The following is a 24,700-nucleotide window of genomic DNA, read 5'->3' as shown; positions in this document are numbered from 1 at the left end:
GCGTCTGCCATGGGGCGCCGGTGCTGGCTCCGCCTGCTGGATTCGCAGCAAGCGGCGGCTGGACGCGGGGCGACCGGGCAGCCTGGAGACAAGAACAGTGACCGATCCAAATCGGTCCGCCGCACTCTCGCAGGCCGGGGTTCCGGTCGCGGATGCCGTGCCTGGTTCGCTCGATACCGGTCATGGTGGAAGTGTCCACAAGCTCCGCCGCCCCGGCGGGGACAGGGGACAACGGTGGACCTCAGCGCAAAAGCCGCAAGGGCCGCGCCGGCGACGCATGCCGGTTTATGCTGCGCTTGACCTTGGCACCAACAATTGCAGGCTGCTGATCGCACGCCCAACCGAGCACGGTTTTCGCGTTCTCGATGGTTTTTCGCGCATCGTCCGGCTGGGCGAAGGCCTTTCGCAAACCGGCCGGCTGTCCGATGCGGCCATGGAGCGGACCATCGAGGCGCTCTGGATGTGCCGTGGCAAGCTGGCCCAGCATGAGGGCATTCGCACCCGCATCATCGCGACGGAAGCCTGCCGTTCCGCTGGCAATTCGCAGAGCTTTCTCAACAGGATCAAGCGCGAGGTGGGCCTCGAATTCGAGGTGGTCGACCGCAAGACCGAGGCCGAACTTGCAGTGATCGGCTGCGCGGATCTGATCGATTCCGATGCATCGGGCGCGTTGCTCTTTGACATTGGAGGAGGGTCGTCGGAACTGGCCTGGCTCGATTTTCGCGGTGGCCGGCCGAAAAACCGGGGCAAGACCGCATCCTCGATCCGGTCCTGGCAATCGCTTCCGGTTGGCGTCGTCTCCATCGCCGAGAAGTTCGGTGGCGTGGATGTCACCCCCGAAATCTTCGAGGCGATGGTCGATTATGTCGCCGGGCATCTGCGCCAGTTCCGGGGACGTGAAAAGCTCCGCGCGATGCTGGTCTCGCACCCCATTCCGTTCCTTGGAACCTCGGGTACGGTCACGACGCTGGCGGGCCTGCATCTCGGGCTCGACCGCTACGAACGTGCCAAGGTCGATGGCTTGTGGATGCGGTCCGAGGACGTCGATGCCACGATGCGCGTGCTGCTCGCCATGAATTACGAACGCCGCATGGGCAATCCATGCATCGGTCGGGAGCGCGCCGATCTGGTCATTCCCGGCTGTGCGATCTTCGAGGCGATCCGGCGCGAATGGCCCTGCCAGCGCATTCGCGTGGCCGATCGCGGTCTGCGCGAAGGCATCCTGATTTCCATGATGTCGGAGGACCGCGTCTGGAAGCGGGGGCGTCCGCCTCGCGGACGCCGGGGAGGCCCCAATGCCGGATAAGCCGACAGGCAAGGGAAGCGGGCGCCGTGGCGACCGCGATCTCAAGACGCGGGTGAAGACTGCACGCAAGCGCTCCATGTCCTCGACGCTTTGGCTCCAGCGCCAGCTCAACGACCCCTATGTTGCCCGCGCCCGTGCCGAAGGGTATCGCGCCCGGTCGGCCTACAAGCTTGTGGAACTCAACGAGAAATACAATCTGCTCAAGCCGGGCATGCACGTGGTCGATCTGGGGGCTGCGCCGGGCGGCTGGTGTCAGGTTGCCGCTAAAGCCGTTAAGTCAGACCCCGAAAATCCCACCGTTGTCGGCATCGACTATCTCGAGATGGACCCGGTGCCGGGCGCCATCCTGCTCCAGAAGGACTTTACCGACGACGACGCGCCCCAGGCGCTGTTCGACGCGCTGGGCGGGCATAAGGCCGATATCGTCCTTTCCGATATGGCCGCACCCACCACCGGCCACAAGGCGACCGATCATCTGCGTATCATCGCGTTGGTCGAGATAGCGGTCGATTTCGCGCTCGACGTGCTGGCGCCCGGCGGTACCTTCGTTGCCAAGGTCTTTCAGGGCGGCACCGAGCACGAACTGCTCGCGATGCTCAAGCGCAATTTCGCATCGACCTTTCACGCCAAGCCGCCCTCCAGCCGCCAGGAATCCGCCGAAACCTATCTCATTGCGCGAGGTTTCAAGGGTACGAGGCAGGATTAGCGCGAGCCTTCCTGTTTCCACGGGCAACTGCCGTCCCGACATTGCCCGGCCGCCGATCCTACGCAAATTCCCTCACGCGATGAACCAATCGGGGCCATCGCGGTTATCTTGTCGATACTTGCCTTGCCGCTGGACGCTGAAATGACGCGCTATCGATACCATATCCTGCTCAACGTGAATTCGGGCAGCGTGGACGCCTCGGGAATCACGGGGGAAGGGCTCATCGCCGCGCTTGCCCAGCGTGGGATCGATGCTGTGGTCGACGCCGATTCCGACACGCTGCTCAACCGGCGTATCGAAAAGGCCATCGCCTCGGACGCGGAGGTGATCGTGGCTGCGGGTGGCGACGGCACCGTCACCGCCATTGCCGGCGCGGTATGTGGTGCGGGAAAGATACTCGGCATCCTTCCGCTCGGCACCGCCAACCTGCTGGCCCGTGATCTGGGCATACCGCTCGAAGCCGAGGCCTGGGCCGATGCGCTTGCGGCGATGGAGCCGCGCCCCATCGATGTCGGGATCGTGAACGGGCGGATATTTCTGCACAAGGTCGTTATCGGCGTTTTGCCCGCGCTCGCTGCGGGCCGCGAGCACATAAGGGGGGAGGGAGGTGGCGCAGCGTTCGGCTTTTTGCGCTTTCTGGCCCGTCGGCTGGCACGCGCGCGCCCGCTTGCGGTCGCTGTCTCCGCCGATGGCCGCCCGGCTCATGCCGAGCGTATGCAGGCTCTTGCGGTTGCGTCCAACGCATATGACGAGGGGGTGGGGATGTTCTTTTCGCGTTCCCGGCTCGATACCGGTAGACTGACCATATATCGCCTCAAGCATCTGACCCTTGGCGACATGGTGCGCCTGGCCTTGCGCATGGTGCTCGGCCGCTGGCGGGACGACGAAGTACTGACCATCGAGGAGGCGCGGACCGTGACGATCATCAGCAAGAAACCGGCTCTCAAGGTGATGTTCGACGGCGAGGTGGAAATGATGCCCACCCCGCTCGAATTCAGCATGCGCCCGTGCGAGCTTGAAATTCTCGCCCCGCCTCGGCAACAGGCCGACACGGACCTGCAACAGACGAGCGCCACGGTCTGATGCGGCTGCTGCACCTTTCCGATCTGCATTTTGGCCGCCATGACGATGCGGTGGTTGAAACGTTCGCCGCCGAAATCCGTGGGCAATCTCCCGATCTGGTCGTCGTATCCGGTGATTTTACCCAGATTGGCAGCCGGAGCGAGTTCGAGCGGGCCCGCGCCTTTCTCAATACGCTGCCCGTGCCGATCCTTGCCGTTCCGGGCAACCACGATGTTCCCGAACGCAATCTCGTCCGGCGCTTCCTGAATCCCTATGGATACTACAAGACCTATATCAGCCCCGAACTGGAGCCGTTCACCGTGATGGGCTCGGTTGCCATCGCCGGGCTCAAGACCTCACGCCGCGCGCGTTGGGGCCTCAACTGGTCGGACGGCACGATCAGCCTTGGCCAACTCGACAGGCTCGAGCAGCGCTTTGCCGCACACTCGGATGCGACATGCCGCGTCGTCGTGGCCCACCATCCGCTCATGCACCCCGAAGAGCCGATGGTGCGTTTCCAGCGCCGGGTGAAGCGCGCCGACAAGGCGCTGGAAGTCTTTTCGCGCATCGGTGTCCGCCTCGTCCTTTCCGGCCATTTTCATCTCAGCTACGTCCGGCGGCACGAGGCGCAGGGCGAGGTGAAGGAAGCCGCCCCTGTGGGGCCGCGCTACGCGGCGGCGGCGCCCATCCTTGTCGCTCAGGCATCCTCGGCCACCTCCACGCGGCTGCGCGGCGAGCCCAATGCCTATAACATCATCGATTTCCGTGATGGCGAGATCAACATCGCCGTCCGCGAATGGCTCGGCGAGAAATGGGTCACACGCGAAAAAGCGCATCAGGCCGAGTCGGAAACGCCGTTACCTGCTCAGGGCGTCAGGTCGTAAGGCACCGGCGGTGCGTTGTTGAGGATGGTGATCCTGATGCGCTCGTTGGCGGCAAGGTACGGGTCGTTGGCGAAATAGGGCTCTGTCGCCGCCCGTCCCACGACCGAATGGATGCGGTCATCGGAAAGCCCGAACTCGCCGAGCAATGCGCGAACCACATTCGCCCGGTCGGCGGACAGCTCCCAGGCCCCGTAGCGCGGATCGGCATAGTTTCCGCCAGCCGATGTGTGGCCGGAAATGCGTACCTGATGGGGAAGCTGTTGCAGGATGGGGCCGAGCACGGTGATCGCACTCCTCGTGCGCTCGAACGGATATTTCGACCCTTCGGGGAACATGGGCCGACCCTCGTGATCGACGATCTGGATGTCGAGACCTTCCTCGGTCTCCTCGATGATCAGGTTGTCCGCGATCTCGTTGATCTCGGGCAGCGCTTGCCAGGCCTGCCGGATGCTGGCCGCCGCGCTGTGAAAGACCTGCTCGTAGCTGGAATTGATGTCGATCTGCGATGCATTGATCGCATCGTTGAGGTTGCCCGTCTCCCCGTCCTTACCCGTGGCGGCGGACTGGAGTGAGGGCGGACCGTCCCGTTCGGGTACCAGTGAGACACCGCCCGCGGCATCGTTTGACGAGCCAGCCATCTGGGCGCCGGTGTGGTCCAGCGCGCGGCCGCTGAGCACGCCATCCGAGCCACTGGTGGTCTCGGCGATGTTGGGGGGTGCGAAATAGTCCGCCAGCCCCTGCTTTTGCTCCGGCGTCGTCATCGAAATCAGCCACAGCAGCAAAAAAAAAGCCATCATCGCCGTCACAAAGTCGGCATAGGCGATCTTCCAGGCGCCGCCATGATGGGGGTGCTTGGCCTTTCTTGTCCGCTTGACGATGACGATTTCGTTCCCCCGCGCCATCGATCAGGCCCTCTTGAGGTTGGCGGTTGCCCTGTCGATTTCGGCAAAGGAGGGGCGGTCTTCGGACATCACGGCCTTACGCGCGAATTCGATGGCGATGACCGGGGCGTAACCGGCCACATGGGCGAGAAGCCCGGCTTTCATCGAGAGGAAATACTTGGCTTCCGCCTCATTGGTGTTGCGCAATGCCTGCGCCATGGGGCCGAAGAAACCATAGGCGCAGAAGACGCCAAGGAACGTGCCGACCAGCGCGCCGCCGATCAGGTGTCCCAGAACTTCCGGTGGCTGGGTGATTGAGCCCATGGTCTTGATGACGCCGAGCACAGCGGCAACGATCCCGAGGGCCGGAGTGGCATCCGCCATCGACTGAATGGCGGCGACGACGCGCTCTTTTTCCTGATGGTGAGTTTCGAGTTCCTCGTCCATGAGCGATTCCAGCTCGTGAACCGCATAGGAGCCCAGCGTGATCATGCGCAGATAGTCGCACATGAACTCGACGGCGTGATGATTGCCCGCAAATGTCGGAAAGCGCGCGAAAAGGTCTGACTGCTGGGGATTTTCGATATGCTGTTCGAGGGCCAGGAGGCCCTTGGCCTGTATCAGCTTGAAAATCGAGAACTGCAACCCGAGCAGTTCCACATAAGCCTGCTTGTTGTATTGCGATCCCTTGAACAGCCTCTTGAAAATGTTCCCGGTTTCCATCAGCACCGCCTTTGGGTTGCCGATGATGAAGGCACCCAGTGCCGCGCCGAGGATGATGACGGCCTCGAAAGGTTGCCAGAGGATTTCCAGGTGCCCGCCCATCGCCGCATAGCCGCCTAAAACGGATGCGAACACGATCACGGCGCCGACGATAACCCGCATACGCTTTTAACTCTCGTTCCGGCCCGCCGGTACGCCGCGGGCGATAGCATTCTGCTCGTATCCGGAGCTTGTTCAATCTGATGTATAACGGGGTAAAGTTACCGAAGTCTGATCGTGTTGCGCCGCGTCCCCGTTGCGGCTAGGAGATGACGAGGGAAATTGGGAAAAAGGAATGGCATGACGGGAAGCGGCGACGAATACGTATATGACGAGGTTTCCGGGGAATGGATACCGGCTTCCGAACATGCGGCCAACGCAGCTGCATCGCAGGTCGTAAGGGACGCATCGGGCAATGAACTGGCCGATGGCGATTCCGTGACGCTGATCAAGGACCTCAAGGTCAAGGGTACGAGCCAGACACTGAAGCAGGGGACGGTGATCCGCTCGATCAGGCTCACCGACAACCCCGAGGAAATCGACTGCCGCCACGAAAGCGTAAAAGGATTGGTGCTGCGCACCGAGTTTGTGCGCAAAAGGTAGCGCCATTCCACTTCCCAAACGCCGCCCCCGGTGCTATTGACCCTCGCCAACCCGAAACCGGCAGGTGAGTCTTCCGCCGGTCATCGAACCATCAAAAATTCATCCGATAGATGAAGGGCAAGAAGGGGTCTGGCCTTGGCGAAGATTATTTCCTCCATCACTGGTGAAGCCGCGCTCACCTTCGACGACGTGCTGCTCCAACCCGCCCGCTCGGACGTTCTGCCCACCGAGGCCGACATCCGCACCCGCGTCACGAGGGACATTGCCCTCAACATCCCGATCCTCTCCTCGGCGATGGACACAGTGACCGAGGCGAAAATGGCCATCGCCATGGCGCAGGCGGGCGGAATGGGCGTCATCCACCGTAATCTCACCCCCGAACAGCAGGCCGAACAGGTCAAGCAGGTCAAGCATTTCGAGAGCGGGATGGTGGTCAATCCCATCACCATCGGCCCCGATGCGACGCTGGCCGACGCTCATGCACTGATGGACCGCTATCGCATTTCCGGCATTCCTGTCGTTGCCAATGGCGGGACCGGCGGGCGTAATACGGGCAAACTGGTGGGCATCCTTACCAACCGCGATGTCCGCTTTGCCAGCAATGAACGCCAGAAAATCTCCGAGCTGATGACCCGCGAGGGGCTCATTACCGTGCGCGACGGCGTGAGCCAGGAAGAAGCCAAAAGGCTCCTCCATCAGCACCGCATCGAAAAACTTCTGGTCGTCGACGAATACCAGAACTGCGTCGGCCTCATCACCGTCAAGGATATGGAAAAGGCCCAACTCCATCCGTCCGCCATCAAGGACGAAGATGGCCGCCTGCGCGTAGCCGCCGCCTCGACCACAGGCGACGAGGGCTTTGAGCGTTCCATGATGCTCATCGAAGCCGGTGTCGATCTTCTCGTCATCGACACCGCCCACGGCCACTCGGTCCGCGTTTCCGAGGCGGTCGAAAGGATCAAGCGCGAAAGCAACGCCACCCGCATCCTGGCGGGCAACGTTGCAACGGCTGAAGCCACCAAAGCCCTGATCGATGCAGGCGCTGATGCCATCAAGGTCGGCATCGGCCCCGGTTCGATCTGCACCACCCGCATCGTTGCCGGCGTCGGCGTGCCCCAGCTTTCCGCCGTCATGGCCTGCGCCGAGGAAGCCGACAAGCAGGATATTCCGATCATCGCGGATGGTGGAATCAAGGTCTCAGGCGATCTTGCCAAGGCATTGGCGGGCGGCGCTTCCTGCGCAATGGTCGGCTCGCTCCTTGCCGGCACCGACGAGAGTCCCGGCGAGGTCTATCTCTATCAGGGGCGGTCATACAAATCCTATCGCGGAATGGGATCGGTCGGCGCCATGGCGCGCGGTTCGGCGGACCGTTACTTCCAGCAGGAAGTCAACGATGCGATGAAACTCGTCCCCGAGGGTATCGAGGGGCAGGTGCCCTACAAGGGCCCGGCTGGCGGCGTTCTCCACCAGCTTGCGGGCGGGCTGCGCGCGGCCATGGGGTATACCGGTGCGAAAGACCTTGAAACTTTCCGCCGCGAAGCGACTTTCGTAAGGATTTCTGGCGCCTCGCTCAGTGAAAGCCACGTCCACGGCGTCACCATCACCCGCGAAAGCCCCAATTATGGCGGGGCGGCGAGGTGACAGGCGCAGCCTTTCCCGTGACGTTGGAGACCATCTGATGCGCCTGCCCGGACGCATGGCGGCGGCCATGGAGATTCTGGCCGATATGGAGGCGCGCAAGCGCCCGGCGTCCGAAGCGCTCAAGGGCTGGGCGCTCGATCATCGCTTTGCCGGGGCAGGGGACCGCGCCGCCATCGGCAATCTGGTCTATGACGCCCTGCGCAAGCGCGCGTCCCATGCCTTCCGCATGGGTGAAGACACTCCGCGCGCGCTCATCCTCTCGGTAGCGGTCAACGACTGGAATCAAGATGTGAAGTCCTTGAACGAGGACTTGAGCACCGACCGCTTCGCGCCCGAATCGATCTCCGAAGCGGAAGCTGCAAGGCTTTCAGATGATTCGGCTTTTTCCAGTGCGCCCGATCACGTGCGCGCCGATGCGCCCGAATGGCTCGCGCCCTCACTCGAGCGCAATTTCGGCACCCGCTGGATCGAGGAAGGGCAGGGCATGACCCACCGCCCGCCCCTCGACATGCGCGCCAATACGCTCAGATCGAGCCGCGAGCGCGTGGCCAGAAGCCTTGCGCGCTTCTCGCCGCAACCCTGCGCCATCGCGCCCGATGGCCTGCGGATTCCCGCCGGTCCCGCCGCCGCCCGCACGGCCAATGTGCAGGTGGATGAGGGATACCAGAAAGGCTGGTTCGAGATTCAGGACCAGGGGAGCCAGATCGTCTCCCTCCTGGCGGGCGCAAAACCGGGCGAACAGATCCTCGATCTTTGCGCAGGCGCAGGGGGCAAGACCCTCGCGCTCGCCGCCGCCATGGGCAATTCGGGCCAGATTTTCGCCTATGACAGCCAACGCCCGCGCCTTGCACCCATCCACGAGCGTCTCAAGCGCAATGGTGTGCGCAACGTTCAGGTCCGCAATCCCGATCCCGGCGCGCTCGATGATCTCGTGGGCAGGATGGACCGCGTCATCGTCGATGCGCCGTGCACCGGTACCGGCACATGGCGCCGTCGCCCCGATACCAAATGGAAGCTCACCCCCGCCCAGCTCGAGGCGCGCATCGCCGACCAGATCGCCGTGCTCGATGAAGCGGCGCGTTTCCTCCGGCCGGGGGGCGAACTCGTCTACATAACGTGCTCGATCCTGCCCGAAGAAAACGACGATCAGGTTGCGGCCTTTCTCGCTCGCCACCCCGATTTCGAGGCCGTCCCGCTGCCCGAAATCTGGCCGCAAATCTTCCCCGCCGCACCGCACCCCCTGAGCGGCGACGGCAAGACCCTCACTCTCACCCCGGCATCGACGGACACCGACGGCTTTTTCTGCGCCCGGCTAAGGAAAAACCCCTAGCGGTGAACCGAAAGCTTCCGGTGACGTTGTTGGGCCATGAGCAAGAACATCTCCATGCAGCAGCGACAGCCCCGGTCCCTTCTCCTTCTTTGCGGCTTTCTGGTCGTCGTCATCGGCGCCGGCGCCTTCATCGGCACCCAGACAACGCCCGGCGCGTGGTACGACGCGCTCGACAAGCCGCCGTTTAATCCGCCCAGTTGGGTATTTGCCCCCGTGTGGTTCACCCTTTACGTGCTAATTGCCATTGCGGGCTGGCGCACTGCGCTGCGCGAGGGTTTTCTTGGCGCGGGAATGAGTCTGTGGGGCTTGCAGATGGTGCTCAACTGGGCGTGGTCTCCGGCCTTTTTCACCGCTGAAAACCTCTGGCTGGCCGTCCTCATCATTCTCCCCATGCTCGCAACCATCCTCGCCTTCATCGCCTATAGCTGGCTGCGTGACCGGCTCTCCGCCTGGCTTTTCGTGCCCTACGCGCTCTGGGTGGGCTTTGCGAGCTTTCTCAATATTTCCCTTGCGGCACTCAATTGACCGAGGGAAACGGGTGCTGCTTGAGGAGCCCCGCCATATGCACGGCACAGACCGCCGCCATGTGGACCGCCGTGGAAACGCCTTCGGGAATGCTGTCGAGATCCTTGAAATCGGTACTGCCCATCGCTTCGCCCACCCAATAGCCAACGGCATTGGGCGCGAGCGAAAAGCCGACATCGTTGAGGGCCTGGTAAAGTTCCGCCGAAACGTGGTGCGCGCCATCCTCGTTTCCCACGGTGGCGACCAGCGCGACCTTGCCGTAACTGGGCATGCGGCCGCTCTCATCGGTGTCCGACAAAAACGCATCCATCCGTTCGAGCACTCTTTTGATGACGCTCGAGGGCTGGCCCATCCACACCGGCGACCCCGCGATCACGATATCCGCCGCGACAATTCGGCGGCGGATATCGGGCCATTGATCCCCGCTGCCCTCATCGGAGGAAACGCCGGGTTTGATGTTAAAATCGGCGAGACGGACCCGTTCCATCGTGCAATTGAGCTTTTTGAGCTCGGCCTCGAAAAGATCGAGCATCCGGTCGGTCGATGACGGGGAGCCGGCGCTGCTGGATTTGAGCGTTCCGTTGAGCGCAATGGCTGTAAGTTCCTGGGAAGGCATTGAGGATTCCTTGTCGGGCCGGGGCCGGCTTTCATGGGAACCACCCCGAATGCGAGGGACATCCGGGGTGGCCGCCAAAGACCGCTGGTATGGGACCTAACGGTCTTGTGACCGGTCTGATCGGGCTGGGACGCGGAGCCCGTTCAACCGGCTTGGAGCGTTTCCGGCCGGGACGAAACCGCCCTTGCCGCATGGAAACCGTCTCATTCCGAGAAAGCGCCTTTAAGGGCTGCCCCGTCCATCTCAAACGCCCTCGCACTCGATGGGTTGCAGCGGTCCGGAAATTTCATATGAGTTCGCCAGACCATTGCCCCCTGACGCGATTCCGATTAAAGCGTCGCCATGCAGAACGCCGCGCCTTCCGACACCATTCTCATCGTCGATTTCGGTTCGCAGGTAACCCAGCTCATTGCGCGCCGGGTTCGTGAGACCGGGGTCTATTGCGAAATCCATCCATTCAGCGCAGCCGTTGCAGCGCTCGAAACGCTAAAACCCAGGGGCATCATCCTTTCGGGCGGACCCGCCAGCGTCATCGAGGAAGGCTCGCCCCAGGTCGATCCGAAACTTCTCGATTACGGCGTGCCGGTGCTCGGCATCTGCTATGGCCAGCAGGCGATGTGCGTCGCGCTCGGTGGGGTCGTCGAGCCCGGCTATGTGCGCGAATTTGGCCGCGCCGAGGTGCGCATCGAAAAGGATTGCGCGCTCTATGAAGGCGTCTGGGCGCTCGACCATTCCTATCAGGTGTGGATGAGCCACGGCGACAAGGTTGCCAAAATCCCCGAAGGTTTCGAGGCCGTCGGCACATCGCCCGGCGCACCCTTTGCGATCATCGCCGACGAAACCCGCAAATTCTACGGCGTCCAGTTCCACCCCGAGGTGGTTCACACCCCGGATGGCGCAAAGCTCTACGCCAATTTCGTCCACGCCATCTGCGGCTGCGAGGCGAACTGGACCATGTCGTCCTATCGCGAACAGGCCGTCGCGGCCATCCGCAAGCAGGTCGGGAGCGAAAAGGTCATCTGCGGGCTGTCGGGCGGCGTCGACTCCTCGGTTGCGGCCCTGCTCATCCACGAGGCCATCGGCGACCAGCTTACCTGTATATTCGTCGACCATGGCCTGATGCGGAAAAACGAGGCCGACGAAGTCGTCTCGATGTTCCGCAATCAGTACAACATTCCGCTCGTTCACGTTGATGCGTCGGACGCTTTCATCGGCGAGCTCGAAGGCGTCGTCGACCCCGAGGCCAAGCGCAAGATCATCGGACGCCTTTTCATTGAAACCTTCGAGCAGGAAGCCGGCAGGATCGGCGGGGTCAAGTTTCTCGCGCAGGGCACGCTCTACCCCGACGTCATCGAATCAGTCTCCTTCACCGGCGGCCCCTCGGTCACCATCAAGAGCCACCACAATGTTGGCGGCTTGCCCGAGCGGATGAACATGGAACTTGTCGAGCCCTTGCGCGAGCTCTTCAAGGATGAGGTGCGAAAGCTCGGCCGCGAACTGGGCCTTCCCGAGCATTTCGTCGGTCGCCATCCGTTCCCCGGGCCCGGCCTCGCGATCCGCCTGCCGGGCGGCGTCACCCGCGAAAAGCTCGACATTCTCCGTCAGGCCGACGCCATCTATCTCGAGGAAATCAGGAAAGCCGGGCTCTACGACACCATCTGGCAGGCCTTTGCCGTCCTGCTCCCCGTCCAGACCGTCGGCGTCATGGGCGATGGCCGCACCTATGAAAGCGTCTGCGCTCTGCGCGCCGTCACCTCGGTCGACGGCATGACCGCCGATTTCTTCCCCTTCGACATGAACGTCCTGGGCCGCACCGCCACCCGCATCATCAACGAGGTCAAGGGCATCAACCGCGTCGTCTACGACGTGACATCAAAGCCCCCGGGAACCATCGAGTGGGAGTGACACCCCCAAACAAATTCAGCCTGACTGGCTGACCTCCTGCTCATCCGACAGGGGGAGTGTAATCCTGAAGCATGCGCCTTCGGCACCCGAAACGAGTTCGAGCTTGCCGTTCATGCGCAGGATGATTTCCCGGCTGATCGGTAAGCCCAGGCCCGCTCCCGCATAGGGCGTGGCGTCCCCGCTGCGGCCGCGATAGAACTTGTCGAAAATGTGCGGTTTTTCCTCCTCGGGGATGCCCAGGCCGTTATCCTGCACCTCCACGACGTAGTTCCGGCCCCTGATGCGCGAGTGGATCTCAACCTCGGGGTGGGGCGCTTCGTTGTATTTTATGGCGTTGGACACGAGGTTGATCATCACCTGGCTCAGTCGGTAGGGGTCCGCAAGAATGATCGCCTTGCCCACCCGCGTCCCGCTTTTGACGGTGGTGTTGTTCTGCCGAGCCAGCGCATCGCACACCCCCAGGGCCTGATCGAGCGATTCCTCGGCATCGATCGCATAGTTCTCCCAGACTCGCTCGCCGCGTTCGAGTGTCGAGAGATCGAGGATTTCATCGAGCAGCGATGTCAGCCGCAGGCTTTCCTTGTGGATCGTGCCGACAAAACGCTCGCGTGCGTCGGTGGCAAGGTTCCTGTGCGACATCAGGATTTCCGTGAACGCCCGGATCGCTGTCATCGGTGTGCGCACTTCATGGCTGACCTGGCTCAGGAACTCGTCCTTTTGCATGTCGACCCGGCGCAATTCCCGGTTGGCCACTTCGAGTTTTTCGGCCGTGGCGCGCAGTTCTGCGGACGTGCGTTCGAGTTCCTGTGAATATTCGATGGCCTGCTGGGTCTCGTCGGCCATCTGCATGACCTCCTCGAGCGAGACCGTATCGCCCGAAACCACCTTGGAGAGCATGACGTGCGCCGAGGCAGCGCCGATCGAGCCCGCCAGTTCGCGTTCGAGTTGGCGAATGAAGGCGGTACTGGGCTCGAGATTCGTCCACGGCATCCGCGTCTGTTTCGCTTCCTCGGAAAATAGGTTCACGGCCCGCTGGTGGCCCAGGACGCGCCGCGCGACGAGGAAAAGATCGTCCGCCGTGGCGGTGCTGCGGATGGGATTTGCCTCGCCCGCCTGCTTGCGGAAAACGTTGAGGAACAGCGCGGCCTGCACATGTTCGAGCGCCGACTGATTGGTGATCAGCGACCCCACGATAAGGATGGTCGTGTTGAGGAACAGGCTCCAGAACGCGGCGTGCGCCAGCGGGTCCAGTCCTTCGAGGCCGAACAGGCTTTGCGGACGCAGCCAGCCGATACCGAACGGCCCGTCCGCCATGATCGCCGCGACCGTGGCAGAAGAGGACGAAAAGCTCGGCATGAAGCTCGACCACAGCCACACCAGAAAGCCCACGAAAATCGCGACGGTCGCCGCTTTCGCCGTCGCATCGCGCCAGAACAGCCCGGCAAGCACCGCCGGCAAGAACTGGACGACACCGGTAAACGAGATTAGCCCGATTGGGGCCAGTGCGTCCGACCCGCGCGTGAGGTAAAAATAGGAAAAGCCCAGGAACAGGATGAGGATGATGGAAAACCGTCGGGCGTTGAGGATCAGCCGGCGCACGCCCAGTCCGTCCCCGATACCATCGCCTGCTGTCATGCGCAGCATGATCGGGACCACTATATGGTTCGACACCATGATCGAAAGGGCGATGGATTCCAGAATGATCATCGAGGTCGCCGAGGAAAACCCACCGATAAAGGCGAAAAGCGCCAACCCATCGTTGCCGGCGGCCAGCGGCAGGGTGAGGGTGAACATGTCGGGGTTGGAACCCGTCGGCATTGCGGTCAGCCCGTAAAGCGCTATCGGCAGGATGAAAAGGCTCATCGCCACCATGTAGGTGGGGAACAGCCAGCACGCGGTCCTGAGATGATTCTCGTCCGAATTTTCCACCACCGTCACCTGGAACTGGCGTGGCAGGCAGATGATCGCCCCGGCGGCCAGCAGGGTGGAACTGATCCAGCGGTCGGCGGCAGTATAGGTGGAATGAACTTCGATGCCCGCGGCGGCGGCATTGGCAAAGATCGCATCCGCGCCACCGCTTATGTAAACGACGAAGACCCCGACCGTCACCAGCGCGGCCAGCTTGACCACGGCTTCGAACGCGATGGCGGCCACCACCCCGTGGTGCTGTTCCTTGGCGTCCACGTTGCGCGTGCCGAACAGGATGGTGAACATGGCCATGCACGCGGCCACGCCGAACGCCAGTCCGGTATCGTCCCAACCCTCGAGGCTTCCCCGCCCGAATTCGGACGCCCCGGCGATGGCCTCGATCGAGGAGGTGACCGCTTTGAGCTGAAGGGCGATGTAGGGGGAAATGACGATCACCGCGAGAATGGTGATGAGCACGGCCAGCCGGCTCGATTTTCCAAAGCGCGACGAGACGAGGTCGGCGATCGAGGTGATGCGCTGGTCGTGGCTGATCCGCACGAGACGGCGCAGGATGAACCACCACCCCACGAAAACCAGCGTCGGGCCCAGATATATGGTGGCGAACTCAAGCCCCGTCCGCGCGGCTGAGCCCACTGCCCCGTAAAACGTCCAGCTCGTGCAGTATACTGAGATCGAAAGCGTATAAACGAATGGCGAGCGCAGGAAACCGCCGGTCCGATTCCTTGTGTGGCGGTCACCCACATAGGCAATGAGGAACAGCAGGCCGACATAGGCGACAGCGGTGGCGATAACCAGATCGGCGGTCAACGTCATGATGGGTGATCCTGCCGCGTCGGTGGGGTTGGCTCGTCATGGGGCAGGTAGCGCGCCAGCACGACAGCGCCGACGATCATCAGTATCCAGATCGTGAAGACATAGACCATGGCGACGGGTATGCCGAGGAGATCCATGTTGCCCCCGGCTACGAACAGCAATGGGGGCATGATCGCCGCGGTGCCGAACAGCGTGACGAACAGGGCGGCTCCGATGATCTTGCGGCGTGTCATGACTGGTTCTGTTGGGCGCTCTAAGTCTTCGTCGAGCCGTTCAGCAGGGTACGTACGGTGCTCACGACGTCGGCGTTGGAATATGGTTTGGTGATGAACGCATCGGCGCCCAGTTCCTCGGCGATCCTGCGGTCCTGCTGTTGCCCCTTGGCTGTCAGCACGAGTACGGGCAAGCTCGCCGTGACCTTGTCGGCCCTGATCTGCTTGAGAACCTCGAACCCGCTTCGCTTGGGCAGCATCACATCGAGCAATAGCACGCGCGGGCTCTGACGGCGCACGGCGTCGAGGATCTCGTCCCCTTCCGTGACGGTGTTCACACTCCAGCCAGCCCGTTTGAGCACGAAATCCAGCGCCTCTATTATACTCGGCTCGTCTTCCGCAATAAGAATATCAATTGCCAAAATAACCCCTCCGGGCTCTTCCTCCAAAGAGCACGGCGGACAGATAAGCGCAAACTTCCCGTTTCGCCAAGCCCTTGTCGCTTCCTCTCATGGAAAGGTACGGTCAGTGTAGGGCTGCTTCGTGCGGCATGAACGGTTCTTCCTGGCGGCTTGCGCATTTGGACCGGATGCACAGGCGGCAGGTGGGCCCGACCGGTACGTCCGCCGTCGGATCGTTGATGTTGAGACCGGCCGTATAGACCGTGCGGTCTGCGTGGAGAATGTCGGTGACCAGCAGGATTGCGTGGGGAAGAATCTGGTCGGCAAAGCCCGAGGACCGCCGCGAGACGGCCTTGGCAACGAACAGGAAGCGCGAGCCATCCGAAAACTGTGCCACCTGCCGCACGATCTGGCCCGATGAACGGAACGCGGTATAGATGGCCCAGAGAGGGCAGGCGTGTCCCGTGTGGGGCAATAGCAGGCCGGGCAGGGGGAAATGCTTGGTCAGCCGCCCGGCGGGGTCGGCGCGTAGAAAGCCGAACGGAACGCCCTCGGCTCCCTCACGCCGCAGGGTCACGAGCCGGTGGGCGATCTGCTCGAAACTGGCGTTATAGATTTCGCTCAGCGCCTCGATATCGTAGCGCAGCCGCTCGGCATCGTCCCTGAACTGCTCATAGGGAAACAATACCGCCCCTGCGATGTAGGACGAGAGATAACGCCGCGCACGCTCGCGCGCTTCCGGGGAGGTCAGAAGCGGAACGCTGGCGGCGGCAGTCAGCGCATCGTCGCTGGTCAACTCGGCTGCCAGCCTGACCATCTGGAACTGGCGGGTGGATTGGGGCGTGGTGTTGCGGAACCACAGCGTCCGTGTCGCCCTGTCATAGCTGTAGGGCCGTGCGGAGGGTGTCGCCGAGGCCCGCTTCACCGTGATGCCGTGGCCTTTTTCGAGCACGCCGACGATCGTGGCTTCGGTGAGAGGTCCTTCTGTGTCGAGCACCTGCCTGATTTCGGCGGCCCGGTCCTCGAGATCGGCAAAGTAGTTGTGTGCCGCAAAGATCATGTCGTCCAGTTCCCGACGCACCGAGCCGGTGCGGGAAACGGTGCTGGCCTGATCGAACTGCCCAATGAGATTCTGCGCAACGGCGGTCAGGCCGCGTGTTTCTCGGGTGATCGAGCCGATGAAGCGCCCGCGCTCCTGCTGGCTAAGATCGGAAACGTCTTCGAGAATCTCCGCGCTGGCCCGGACGGCGGTGATACCCGACAGGACCTGATGGAGAATCTGGCTCAGCAGCGGATCGGCCTGCAGCCGGTCGGCATAGGCATCGGTATTGGCGGCGGCGGCGGTATAGGCCCGATAGAGCCGGGCGATCAGTTGCGCCATTTGGGGCTGGGTAGCAACCAGTGCACGCGCATCCTCCATTCCCATGCCGCTGCCCGCCAGCACCGGGTCGGCAAAGGCCTCGACCAGTTCGTGAATCAGCCGGTGCTCGGCTTCGCCCGTCAGTTCATCGATGGGGACGCCCAGTTCGGCGGCGATGCGCTGAAGCAGTGAACCGCCCACCTGGCGCTTGTTGGCTTCGATGAGGTTGAGATAACTCGGCGACACTTCGACCGAGCGGGCCAGTCCTGCCTGGGAAATGCCTAACGCCTTGCGCAGCGTACTTATTCTCAGTCCGATCGGTGCCCGCATTTCGCCTCGATTGTCAACGAATTGACGATTCAGCGCCAAAATTAGTGCAACAATTTACAGAAAATCTGTTTTATTTCAATAGTATATTGCGCCGGCATTAACTGCGCTCAATACTCCCCGAAGCGGTGAATGGCGTATGGAGGTACGCGCGCCGCGCCAAAAGGAGGAGAAATATGAGCGATTTGAAGCGCGGAATCAGCCGCCGTCGCGTGATCAAGACCGGCATGGCCGGCATTCTCGCAACCGGCGTCTCGCCGCTGATCATCTCAAAGGGCGCCTGGGCGCAGGAGTTCTGCAACAATCCCGAAGTCACCGGCAAGGCCGTGTTCGGCTTCAACGTGCCTTTGACCGGCCCTTACACGGAGGAAGGTCTTGATTCGCTGAACGGCTACCAGCTTGCCGTCAAGCACATCAACGGTGAGGGCGATGGCGGTATCCTCAAGACACTCAAGCCGCTTGCGCTCGAGGGGAACGGTGTACTCGGCAAGAAGATCGAGTTCGTGACGGGGGATACCCAGACCAATACCGACGTTGCCCGCGACGGTGCGCGCCGCATGATCGAGCGCGATGGCGCCGTGGTGGTCACCGGGTCGGTCACCTCGGGCGAGGCGATCGCCCAGCAGGCGCTGTGTCAGGAAATGGGCGTCATCTACATGTCCGGCCTGACGCACTCCAACGATACCACCGGCAAGGACAAGCGCAGATATGGCTTCCGCCATTTCTTCAACGCCTACCAGTCCGGCGTCGCCATTGCCCCGTTCCTTGCCGCGGAATATGGCAACGAGCGCCGGGCCTATCACCTGACGGCGGACTACACCTGGGGCTGGACGCAGGAAGAGTCGATCAAGAACGCGACCGAAGCGCTCGGGTGGGAGACGGTCAATGCCGTCCGCACCCCGCTCGGTGCGGGCGACTATTCCCAGTTCCTCACCCCGGTGCTCAATTCCGGCGCCGACGTGCTGATCCTCAACCACTATGGCCTCGACATGGTGAACTCGCTGCCCCAGGCAGTGCAGTTCGGCCTGCGCGACCGCCAGGTGAACGGCAAGCAGTTTGAAATCGTCGTCCCGATGTTCTCGGAACTGATGGCGGTGGGTGCCGGAGAGGCGGTGCGCGGCATCATCGGCACGTCCAACTGGCAGTGGGGCCTCGAGGATGAGGGCACCAAGGCCTTCACCACGTCCTATGGCAGTGAGTACGGTGTGCCGCCCTCCCAGGCCGCTCACACCAGCTACGTGCAGGCCATCCTCTATGCGGATGCCGTCCAGCGCGCCGGCACCTTCTATCCGCCTGAGGTCATCCGGGCCCTTGAGGGCTTCGAGTTCGACGGCGCGGGCAACGGCCCGACCCTTTACCGTGATGCCGACCACCAGTGCTTCAAGGAAGTTCTCGTGGTGCGCGGCAACGAAAACCCCACCAGCAACTTCGACGTGCTCAACGTTATCGGCCAGACCTCCCGTGAGGAGGTCATCTACGATCCGTCGATCTTTGGTGGCGAGTTGGGTCCATACGAACCCAACCAGTGCTGACGATGGTCTTTCCGGTCGCGCCCTGAGCGCGACCGGCCCTGATAGGCTTCGCACGGAAGAGTTACATCGATGAATGTTTTCCTAACCCAGTTGCTGAACGGGTTGGACAAGGGGGGCGCCTACGCGCTCATCGCCCTTGGCCTCACGCTCGTTTTCGGCACGCTCGGTGTCGTGAACTTCGCCCATGGCGCGCTGTTCATGCTTGGCTGTTTTTGCGCTGTGGCGTTCAGATATCTGCTGACGATTGAAACAGTCACCATCGACCCTGAACAGCTATCTCCATGGGGAGCGCCTCTCGAGGTCAAGACGCCCGTCATCCAGGCATGGCTGGGCGATTTCGGCGCCGTGCTGGTCGATTATTCCGTGCCCATATCGATATTGCTCGCGGTCCCGCTCATGCTCCTGATCGGCATTGCCATGGAGCGCGGCCTGATCAAGCATTTCTACAAGCGCACGCATGCCGAGCAGATCCTCGTGACGTTCGGCCTTGCCATCGTTCTCGCCGAGATCGTCAAGACCTTCTTCGGACCCAACCCCATCCCGCAGCCGATCCCCACCGCCCTGCGCGGCGCGGCGGATGTGGGAAGCTGGCTCGGCTTTGCGCCCCACGCTATCACCTATCCCTGGTGGCGGTTGATCTATCTCATGTTCTCGGGCGTCGTGATCGCCGGAGTCTTCGCGTTCCTGCAGTTCACCACCTACGGCATGGTCGTTCGTGCCGGCATGGCGGATCGGGAGGCCGTATCGATCCTGGGCATCAATATCGACCGGCGGTTCACCGTGGTCTTCGGGCTCGCGGCGGTCGTCGCTGGCGTGGCGGGGGTCATGTACACGCCATTGCTTGCGCCCAACTACATGCTGGGCATGGACTTCCTCGTCCTGTCCTTCGTGGTCGTGGTGGTGGGGGGAATGGGATCGCTGGGAGGGGCGGTCGCCGCCGGGTTCCTGCTCGGCATTCTCCAGTCCTTTGCGTCGATGAATGAGGTGAGAGCCATCTTCCCGGGCATCGATCAGGTCATCATCTATCTCGTTGCAGTCGTCATCCTGCTCGTCCGGCCTCGCGGCCTCATGGGCCGGCGCGGCGTCATGGAAGGGTGATCGGCATGCTTTCACTGTCCAGAAAAGACCTCATCAGTCTCGTCATCTTCGCCGCGGTGGTCGTCGCCATGCCGCTCTGGCTCGCCCCGTTCGGGGCGGCCTATCCCGGCCTCATGCAGAAATTCGCGATCGCCGCGATCTTTGCGATCGGCTTCAACATCCTGTTCGGGCTCACCGGCTATCTCAGCTTCGGTCACGCAGCTTTCCTGGGCGTCGGCTCGTACACGACCGTATGGACGTTCAAGCTGCTGGGTATGGAAATCCTGCCCGCCATCATCTTCGCCATCATCGTCGCGGGGCTGTTCTCGCTCATCATCGGCTATTTCAGCCTGCGCCGCACGGGCATCTATTTCTCGATCCTGACACTCGCCTTCGCGCAGATGAGCTACAGCCTGGCCTATTCGGTGCTGACGCCGATCACCAATGGTGAAACCGGCCTGCTGCTGGCGCGCGGCGACCCGCGCGTCCTCGATATGGCGTTCGGCAATCAGGTCGACGGCGCGGGCCTGCCGTTCCCGACCCTGTTCGGCATGGAACTGGGGGGATATGGCGGCTTTTATCTCTGCGCGGTGGTCCTGATCCTGTCGTTCTTCATCTCGCAGAAGATTTTCGCTTCGCCCTTCGGCATGGCGCTGCGCAGCATCAAGTCCAACCAGATGCGCATGAGCTATACGGGCTTTGACATCAAACCCTACCTGCTCACCGCGTTCGTCATCTCGGGCATGTTTGCTGGGCTCGCCGGCGCGCTGATGTCGGTCACCGATCCCCTGGCAGGCGCCGAGCGCATGAAGTGGACCGAGTCCGGCAACGTCGTGCTCATGACCATCCTGGGTGGTGTGGGAACGCTGTTCGGGCCAGTCATCGGCGCCTGGCTGATCGAGTATTTCGAGAACATCTTCTCGGCGATCAACTACAACATGCTCAACGGCTTCTTCGGCTTCCTGCCCGATGGCGTGCGCGATGTAGCGGTAACCGTCTCGTCCAAATTCGTCGGCGAGGGCTGGCACCTGACGCTCGGCCTGCTCTTCGTGGTGGTCGTCGTATTCCTGCCGGGCGGCGTGATGGAAGGTGTGCGGCGATTGAGCGCGTACTTCAAGGATCGGACCGGGCGAACGCCGGAGCCGGTCACCAAGGCCTCGGCCGCGGAATAGGGAGACGATACAATGGAAACCAAGGACAATGTCGTTCTCCACGTCGCCGATGTGCACAAGCGCTTTGGCGGGCTCCATGCCCTTGCCGACATCGATCTCCAGATTGAGGAAGGCAAGACGCACGCGATTATCGGCCCCAACGGGGCCGGAAAATCGACCCTGCTCAACGTCATCATCGGGCGGCTTGCACCGACGTCGGGGGCGGTGGTTTTCGACGGAACGGTGCTGACGGGCAAGAAACCGCACGAGATAAACCAGCTCGGGGTCGCCCGCGTGTTCCAGACCCCGGAGATATTTGCCGATCTCTCCGTCCTGCAGAACGTGATGACGCCGGCCTTTGCACGCCGCGACGGAGCGTTCAGGATCAACATGTTCCGCTCGACCGATAACGAGACGGAAATCCGCGAGGAAGCCGAGGCGATACTCGAGGATGTGGGGCTGATCGAAAGGCGGGGCGTCAATTCCGGGGCGCTCTCGCGCGGCGACAAGCGGCGGCTGGAACTGGCCATGTGCCTTATCCAGAAGCCGCGCCTGCTGCTGCTCGACGAGCCTACCGCCGGCATGAGCCGTCACGACACCAACACCACCATCGAGCTTTTGAAAAAGATCAAGGCGCGCGGCATGACCAAGGTCATCATCGAGCACGACATGCACGTCGTGTTCTCGCTGGCCGACCGGATGTCGGTGCTCGCGGGCGGGCGCATCATCGCCGAGGGTCTGCCCTCGGAGATCAAGGGCGACCCGCGCGTGCAGGAAGCCTATCTTGGAGGAGCCTACACATGAACGCCCAGGCAACTGATATCAGGCCCGCCGCCGCCACGGAGACCGCCTCGTTCTTCAAGGTGGACAATATCCACGCCTATTACGGGGAAAGCTATATCGTCCAGGGCGTGTCGCTCTCGGTCAATCACGGCGAGATCCTTGCGCTTCTGGGCCGCAACGGCGCGGGCAAGACCTCGACGCTGCGGACCATCGCCCGGCTCGACAACCCCCAGCTTCAGGCTGGTGAAATCTGGCTCGATGGCCAGCCGGTTCACGCCATGAAATCGTTCGAGGCGGCGCAGGCCGGCATCCAGCTGGTCCCCGAAGACCGCCGCATCATTCAGGGGCTGACGGTGGAGGAAAACCTCACGCTGGCCCAGGTCGCGCCGGGGAAGGGGTGGGAGCTGGACCGCATCTATGGTCACTTCCCGCGCCTTGCCGAGCGCCGAAGGCAGGAAGGAACGACGCTTTCGGGCGGCGAGCAGCAGATGCTCGCCATCGCCCGGGCGCTGGCCCGCGACATCAAGCTTTTGCTGCTCGATGAACCCTATGAAGGGCTGGCCCCGGTCATCGTGCAGGAGATCGAGGGCATTCTCAAGGAGATCAAGGAACTGGGCATCACCTCCATCATCGTCGAGCAGAACGCGATTGCCGCGCTCAAGCTCGCCGATCGGGCGGTGATCCTCGATACGGGCGAGGTCGTGTTCGTCGGCTCCGCCCAGGACGTGCTCGACAACGCGGAACTCAGGCGCGAATACCTCGCCGTCTAGCCCCGCGTTCCCGAACCGGATGCCTGTGCTCTTAACCGGGTGCAGGCTGCGGAGGGCCCCACCCCTCCGCACCCTATTGCAGTCAAGGATATGGAAATGAACAGCCACGCTTTCCTCACCCGGCACACGCGTCTAACCCCGGAAAGCTTTGCGGAGAAATACGAGGCCTCGATCGCCGATCCCGAAGCGTTCTGGATGGAAGAGGGCAGACGCCTCGACTGGATCAAGCCGTATTCGAAGGCCAGGAACGCAACGTTTGCCTGGCCCGATATCTCCGTCAAATGGTTCGAGGACGGCGTCCTCAACGTATCCGCCAACTGCATCGACCGGCACCTGAAAGAGCGGGCCGATCAGACGGCGCTCATCTGGGAGCCTGACGATCCGGCTGACGAAGCCCTCAACATCACCTACCGGCAGCTTCACGACGAGGTGTGCCGCCTCGCCAATGTGCTCAAGGGGCTGGGCGTCAGGAAAGGCCATCGCGTCACCATCTATCTGCCGATGATCCCGGCCGCCGCCTATGCCATGCTGGCCTGCGCGCGCATCGGGGCGGTGCATTCGGTGGTGTTCGGCGGATTCTCGCCTGACGCGCTGGCCGGACGCATCAACGACTGCGATAGCCGCGTCGTCATCACCGCCGACGAGGGGCGGCGCGGCGGCAAGACGGTGGCGCTCAAGGCCAATGTCGATATCGCGCTCGAGGATTGCCCTGGCGTCGAGAAGGTGATCGTCTTCGCCAATACCGGCAACGATATCGCCATGAAAGGCAGTCGCGACATGTGGTGGCACGACGCGGCGGCCGCCGTCGAGCCGGTCTGCGAGCCCGAGCCGATGAACGCGGAGGACCCGCTGTTCATCCTTTATACCTCCGGGTCCACCGGCAAGCCCAAGGGCGTGCTGCACACCACCGGCGGCTATCTCGTCTGGGCCGCGATGACTCACGAGATGATCTTCGATCCACGCCCGGGCGACGTCTATTGGTGCTCGGCGGATGTGGGCTGGGTCACCGGCCACACCTATATCGTTTATGGCCCGCTCGCCAACGGCGTCACTTCGCTGATCTTCGAGGGCATCCCCTCATGGCCCGACGCCTCGCGCTTCTGGCAGGCCGTCGAGCGCCACAAGGTCAGTATCTTCTATACCGCCCCCACCGCGATCCGCGCGCTGATGGGGGCGGGTGAGGAGTTCTTGAAAAAGGCCGACATTTCGAGCCTGCGTTTGATCGGTACGGTCGGCGAGCCGATCAACCCGGAAGCCTGGCACTGGTATCACAAGAATGTCGGGCGCGGACGATGCGAGATCGTCGATACGTGGTGGCAGACCGAAACCGGCGCCACGATGATCACGCCGCTGCCGGGCGTCATCCCCACCAAGCCGGGGTCCGCGACGCTGCCGTTCTTCGGGATAAAACCCGTGATCCTCAATCCCGAAACGGGCAAGGAGATCACCGAGACGGAAGCCTCGGGGGTGCTGGCCATCACCGATAGCTGGCCGGGGCAGATGCGCACCGTCTGGGGCGATCACCAGCGCTTCAAGGAAACCTATTTCCAGCAATACAAGGGCTATTACTTCACCGGCGATGGCTGCCGCAGGGATGCGGATGGCTATTACTGGATCACGGGGCGGGTCGATGACGTGCTCAACATCTCCGGGCACCGGTTGGGAACGGCGGAAATCGAAAGCGCGCTGGTTGCCCACCCCAAGATTTCCGAAGCCGCCGTCGTGGGTTATCCCCATAAGCTCAAGGGGCAGGGCATCTATTGCTACGTGACGCTGATGGCCGGTGAAACCGTGACGCCAGAACTCGAAGCCGAACTCAAAGCATGGGTACGCAAGGAGATCGGCCCCATCGCGACGCCCGACCTTATCCAGTTCGCCACGAACCTGCCAAAGACCCGTTCGGGCAAGATCATGCGCCGGATCCTGAGGAAAATCGCGGAGAACGATTACGGCTCGCTCGGCGATACCTCGACGCTGGCCGATCCTGCGGTTGTCGACGATCTCATCGAGAAGAGGCTAAACATCTGACAACCGGTTGATGAATTTAGCTTTTTTCGACCTGCTTGCGCGCGGCCCTGCTGCACGCCGGCGGGGCAAAAATATTTTCACGCGACGGGACGAGAA

Annotated in this window: 22 protein-coding genes; 15 read left to right on the top strand and 7 right to left on the bottom strand. The window is 62.4% G+C overall.

Going from position 1 to position 24,700, the window contains the following annotated elements:
- The first annotated feature begins 97 nt into the window (after positions 1-97).
- From DQG18_RS07955 to DQG18_RS07940, 4 genes are all read left to right on the top strand, one after another.
- Entirely contained in the window at positions 98-1,306 is a 1,209-nt protein-coding gene (locus tag DQG18_RS07955; protein ID WP_245958404.1) for a Ppx/GppA phosphatase family protein, read from the top strand.
- Positions 1,296-2,012: an RlmE family RNA methyltransferase gene (locus tag DQG18_RS07950; RefSeq protein ID WP_116653691.1), complete on the top strand. Its 717-nt coding sequence runs from the start codon at positions 1,296-1,298 to the stop codon at positions 2,010-2,012. Before DQG18_RS07955 ends, DQG18_RS07950 begins: the two co-directional genes overlap by 11 nt.
- Before the next feature lie 141 nt (positions 2,013-2,153).
- Complete coding sequence (locus DQG18_RS07945; protein ID WP_116653690.1) at positions 2,154-3,095, top strand: diacylglycerol/lipid kinase family protein; 942 nt, start codon at positions 2,154-2,156, stop codon at positions 3,093-3,095.
- Positions 3,095-3,958 (top strand): metallophosphoesterase family protein, encoded by an 864-nt coding sequence (locus DQG18_RS07940; protein WP_116653689.1) that lies wholly within the window; start codon positions 3,095-3,097, stop codon positions 3,956-3,958. Before DQG18_RS07945 ends, DQG18_RS07940 begins: the two co-directional genes overlap by 1 nt.
- Here DQG18_RS07940 and DQG18_RS07935 read toward each other — a convergent pair.
- Together DQG18_RS07935 and motA are read right to left on the bottom strand one after the other, a co-directional pair.
- Positions 3,940-4,860 (bottom strand): flagellar motor protein MotB, encoded by a 921-nt coding sequence (locus DQG18_RS07935; protein WP_116653688.1) that lies wholly within the window; start codon positions 4,858-4,860, stop codon positions 3,940-3,942. The two genes, DQG18_RS07940 and DQG18_RS07935, sit on opposite strands and share 19 nt — an antisense overlap.
- A gap of 3 nt (positions 4,861-4,863) precedes the next feature.
- Positions 4,864-5,724: a flagellar motor stator protein MotA gene (gene motA / locus DQG18_RS07930; protein ID WP_116653687.1), complete on the bottom strand. Its 861-nt coding sequence runs from the start codon at positions 5,722-5,724 to the stop codon at positions 4,864-4,866.
- 177 nt (positions 5,725-5,901) lie between these two features.
- Between motA and DQG18_RS07925 the strand changes: the two genes are divergently transcribed.
- The 4 genes from DQG18_RS07925 (at position 5,902) to DQG18_RS07910 (ending at position 9,700) form a co-directional block, all read left to right on the top strand.
- On the top strand, positions 5,902-6,204 hold the full coding sequence (locus tag DQG18_RS07925; RefSeq protein WP_116653686.1) for an alkylphosphonate utilization protein: 303 nt from the start codon (positions 5,902-5,904) through the stop codon (positions 6,202-6,204).
- 135 nt (positions 6,205-6,339) lie between these two features.
- Positions 6,340-7,845, top strand: a complete 1,506-nt coding sequence (guaB, locus tag DQG18_RS07920; RefSeq protein ID WP_116653685.1) for an IMP dehydrogenase — start codon at positions 6,340-6,342, stop codon at positions 7,843-7,845.
- A gap of 37 nt (positions 7,846-7,882) precedes the next feature.
- Positions 7,883-9,175: an RsmB/NOP family class I SAM-dependent RNA methyltransferase gene (locus tag DQG18_RS07915; RefSeq protein WP_198669702.1), complete on the top strand. Its 1,293-nt coding sequence runs from the start codon at positions 7,883-7,885 to the stop codon at positions 9,173-9,175.
- A 36-nt stretch (positions 9,176-9,211) separates the two neighbouring features.
- Complete coding sequence (locus DQG18_RS07910; RefSeq protein ID WP_116653684.1) at positions 9,212-9,700, top strand: TspO/MBR family protein; 489 nt, start codon at positions 9,212-9,214, stop codon at positions 9,698-9,700.
- On the opposite strand, the gene DQG18_RS07905 is transcribed toward DQG18_RS07910, so the two are convergent.
- Positions 9,693-10,316 (bottom strand): flavodoxin family protein, encoded by a 624-nt coding sequence (locus tag DQG18_RS07905; protein ID WP_116653683.1) that lies wholly within the window; start codon positions 10,314-10,316, stop codon positions 9,693-9,695. The genes DQG18_RS07910 and DQG18_RS07905 overlap by 8 nt on opposite strands.
- Before the next feature lie 342 nt (positions 10,317-10,658).
- On the opposite strand from DQG18_RS07905, the gene guaA reads away from it, so the two are divergent.
- Positions 10,659-12,221 carry a glutamine-hydrolyzing GMP synthase gene (gene guaA / locus DQG18_RS07900; protein WP_116653682.1) on the top strand — a complete coding sequence of 521 codons (1,563 nt, stop codon included), beginning with the start codon at positions 10,659-10,661 and terminating at the stop codon, positions 12,219-12,221.
- A 15-nt stretch (positions 12,222-12,236) separates the two neighbouring features.
- Here guaA and DQG18_RS07895 read toward each other — a convergent pair whose 3' ends face one another.
- The 4 genes from DQG18_RS07895 to DQG18_RS07880 form a co-directional block, all read right to left on the bottom strand.
- Positions 12,237-14,963, bottom strand: a complete 2,727-nt coding sequence (locus DQG18_RS07895) for a sensor histidine kinase (protein WP_116653681.1) — start codon at positions 14,961-14,963, stop codon at positions 12,237-12,239.
- Positions 14,960-15,196: a hypothetical protein gene (locus DQG18_RS07890; protein WP_116653680.1), complete on the bottom strand. Its 237-nt coding sequence runs from the start codon at positions 15,194-15,196 to the stop codon at positions 14,960-14,962. Before DQG18_RS07890 ends, DQG18_RS07895 begins: the two co-directional genes overlap by 4 nt.
- Positions 15,197-15,216: 20 nt before the next feature.
- Positions 15,217-15,597: a response regulator transcription factor gene (locus DQG18_RS07885; protein WP_116653804.1), complete on the bottom strand. Its 381-nt coding sequence runs from the start codon at positions 15,595-15,597 to the stop codon at positions 15,217-15,219.
- A gap of 103 nt (positions 15,598-15,700) precedes the next feature.
- Entirely contained in the window at positions 15,701-17,266 is a 1,566-nt protein-coding gene (locus tag DQG18_RS07880; protein ID WP_116653679.1) for a helix-turn-helix domain-containing protein, read from the bottom strand.
- Positions 17,267-17,439: 173 nt separating this feature from the next.
- Between DQG18_RS07880 and DQG18_RS07875 the strand changes: the two genes are divergently transcribed.
- The 6 genes from DQG18_RS07875 (at position 17,440) to acs (ending at position 24,604) form a co-directional block, all read left to right on the top strand.
- A complete protein-coding gene (locus DQG18_RS07875; protein ID WP_116653678.1) occupies positions 17,440-18,795 on the top strand; it encodes a substrate-binding protein in 1,356 nt (451 codons plus the stop codon).
- A 69-nt stretch (positions 18,796-18,864) separates the two neighbouring features.
- The gene (locus DQG18_RS07870) at positions 18,865-19,893 is read left to right on the top strand and encodes a branched-chain amino acid ABC transporter permease (protein ID WP_116653677.1); all 1,029 of its coding nucleotides are present in this window, start codon (positions 18,865-18,867) and stop codon (positions 19,891-19,893) included.
- A gap of 5 nt (positions 19,894-19,898) precedes the next feature.
- Positions 19,899-21,044: a branched-chain amino acid ABC transporter permease gene (locus DQG18_RS07865; protein ID WP_116653803.1), complete on the top strand. Its 1,146-nt coding sequence runs from the start codon at positions 19,899-19,901 to the stop codon at positions 21,042-21,044.
- 12 nt (positions 21,045-21,056) lie between these two features.
- Positions 21,057-21,827 (top strand): ABC transporter ATP-binding protein, encoded by a 771-nt coding sequence (locus DQG18_RS07860; RefSeq protein WP_116653676.1) that lies wholly within the window; start codon positions 21,057-21,059, stop codon positions 21,825-21,827.
- The gene (locus tag DQG18_RS07855) at positions 21,824-22,576 is read left to right on the top strand and encodes an ABC transporter ATP-binding protein (protein ID WP_116653675.1); all 753 of its coding nucleotides are present in this window, start codon (positions 21,824-21,826) and stop codon (positions 22,574-22,576) included. Before DQG18_RS07860 ends, DQG18_RS07855 begins: the two co-directional genes overlap by 4 nt.
- A 96-nt stretch (positions 22,577-22,672) precedes the next feature.
- Entirely contained in the window at positions 22,673-24,604 is a 1,932-nt protein-coding gene (acs, locus tag DQG18_RS07850) for an acetate--CoA ligase (protein WP_116653802.1), read from the top strand.
- The last annotated feature ends 96 nt before the right edge of the window (positions 24,605-24,700 follow it).

The sequence above is a fragment of the Pelagibacterium sediminicola genome (genome assembly GCF_003390885.1).
In the GTDB taxonomy this organism is placed as follows: Bacteria; Pseudomonadota; Alphaproteobacteria; order Rhizobiales; family Devosiaceae; genus Pelagibacterium; species Pelagibacterium sediminicola.
The sequence above is the reverse complement of the archived record's forward strand: the minus strand, read 5'-3'. Positions and strand labels throughout refer to the sequence as shown.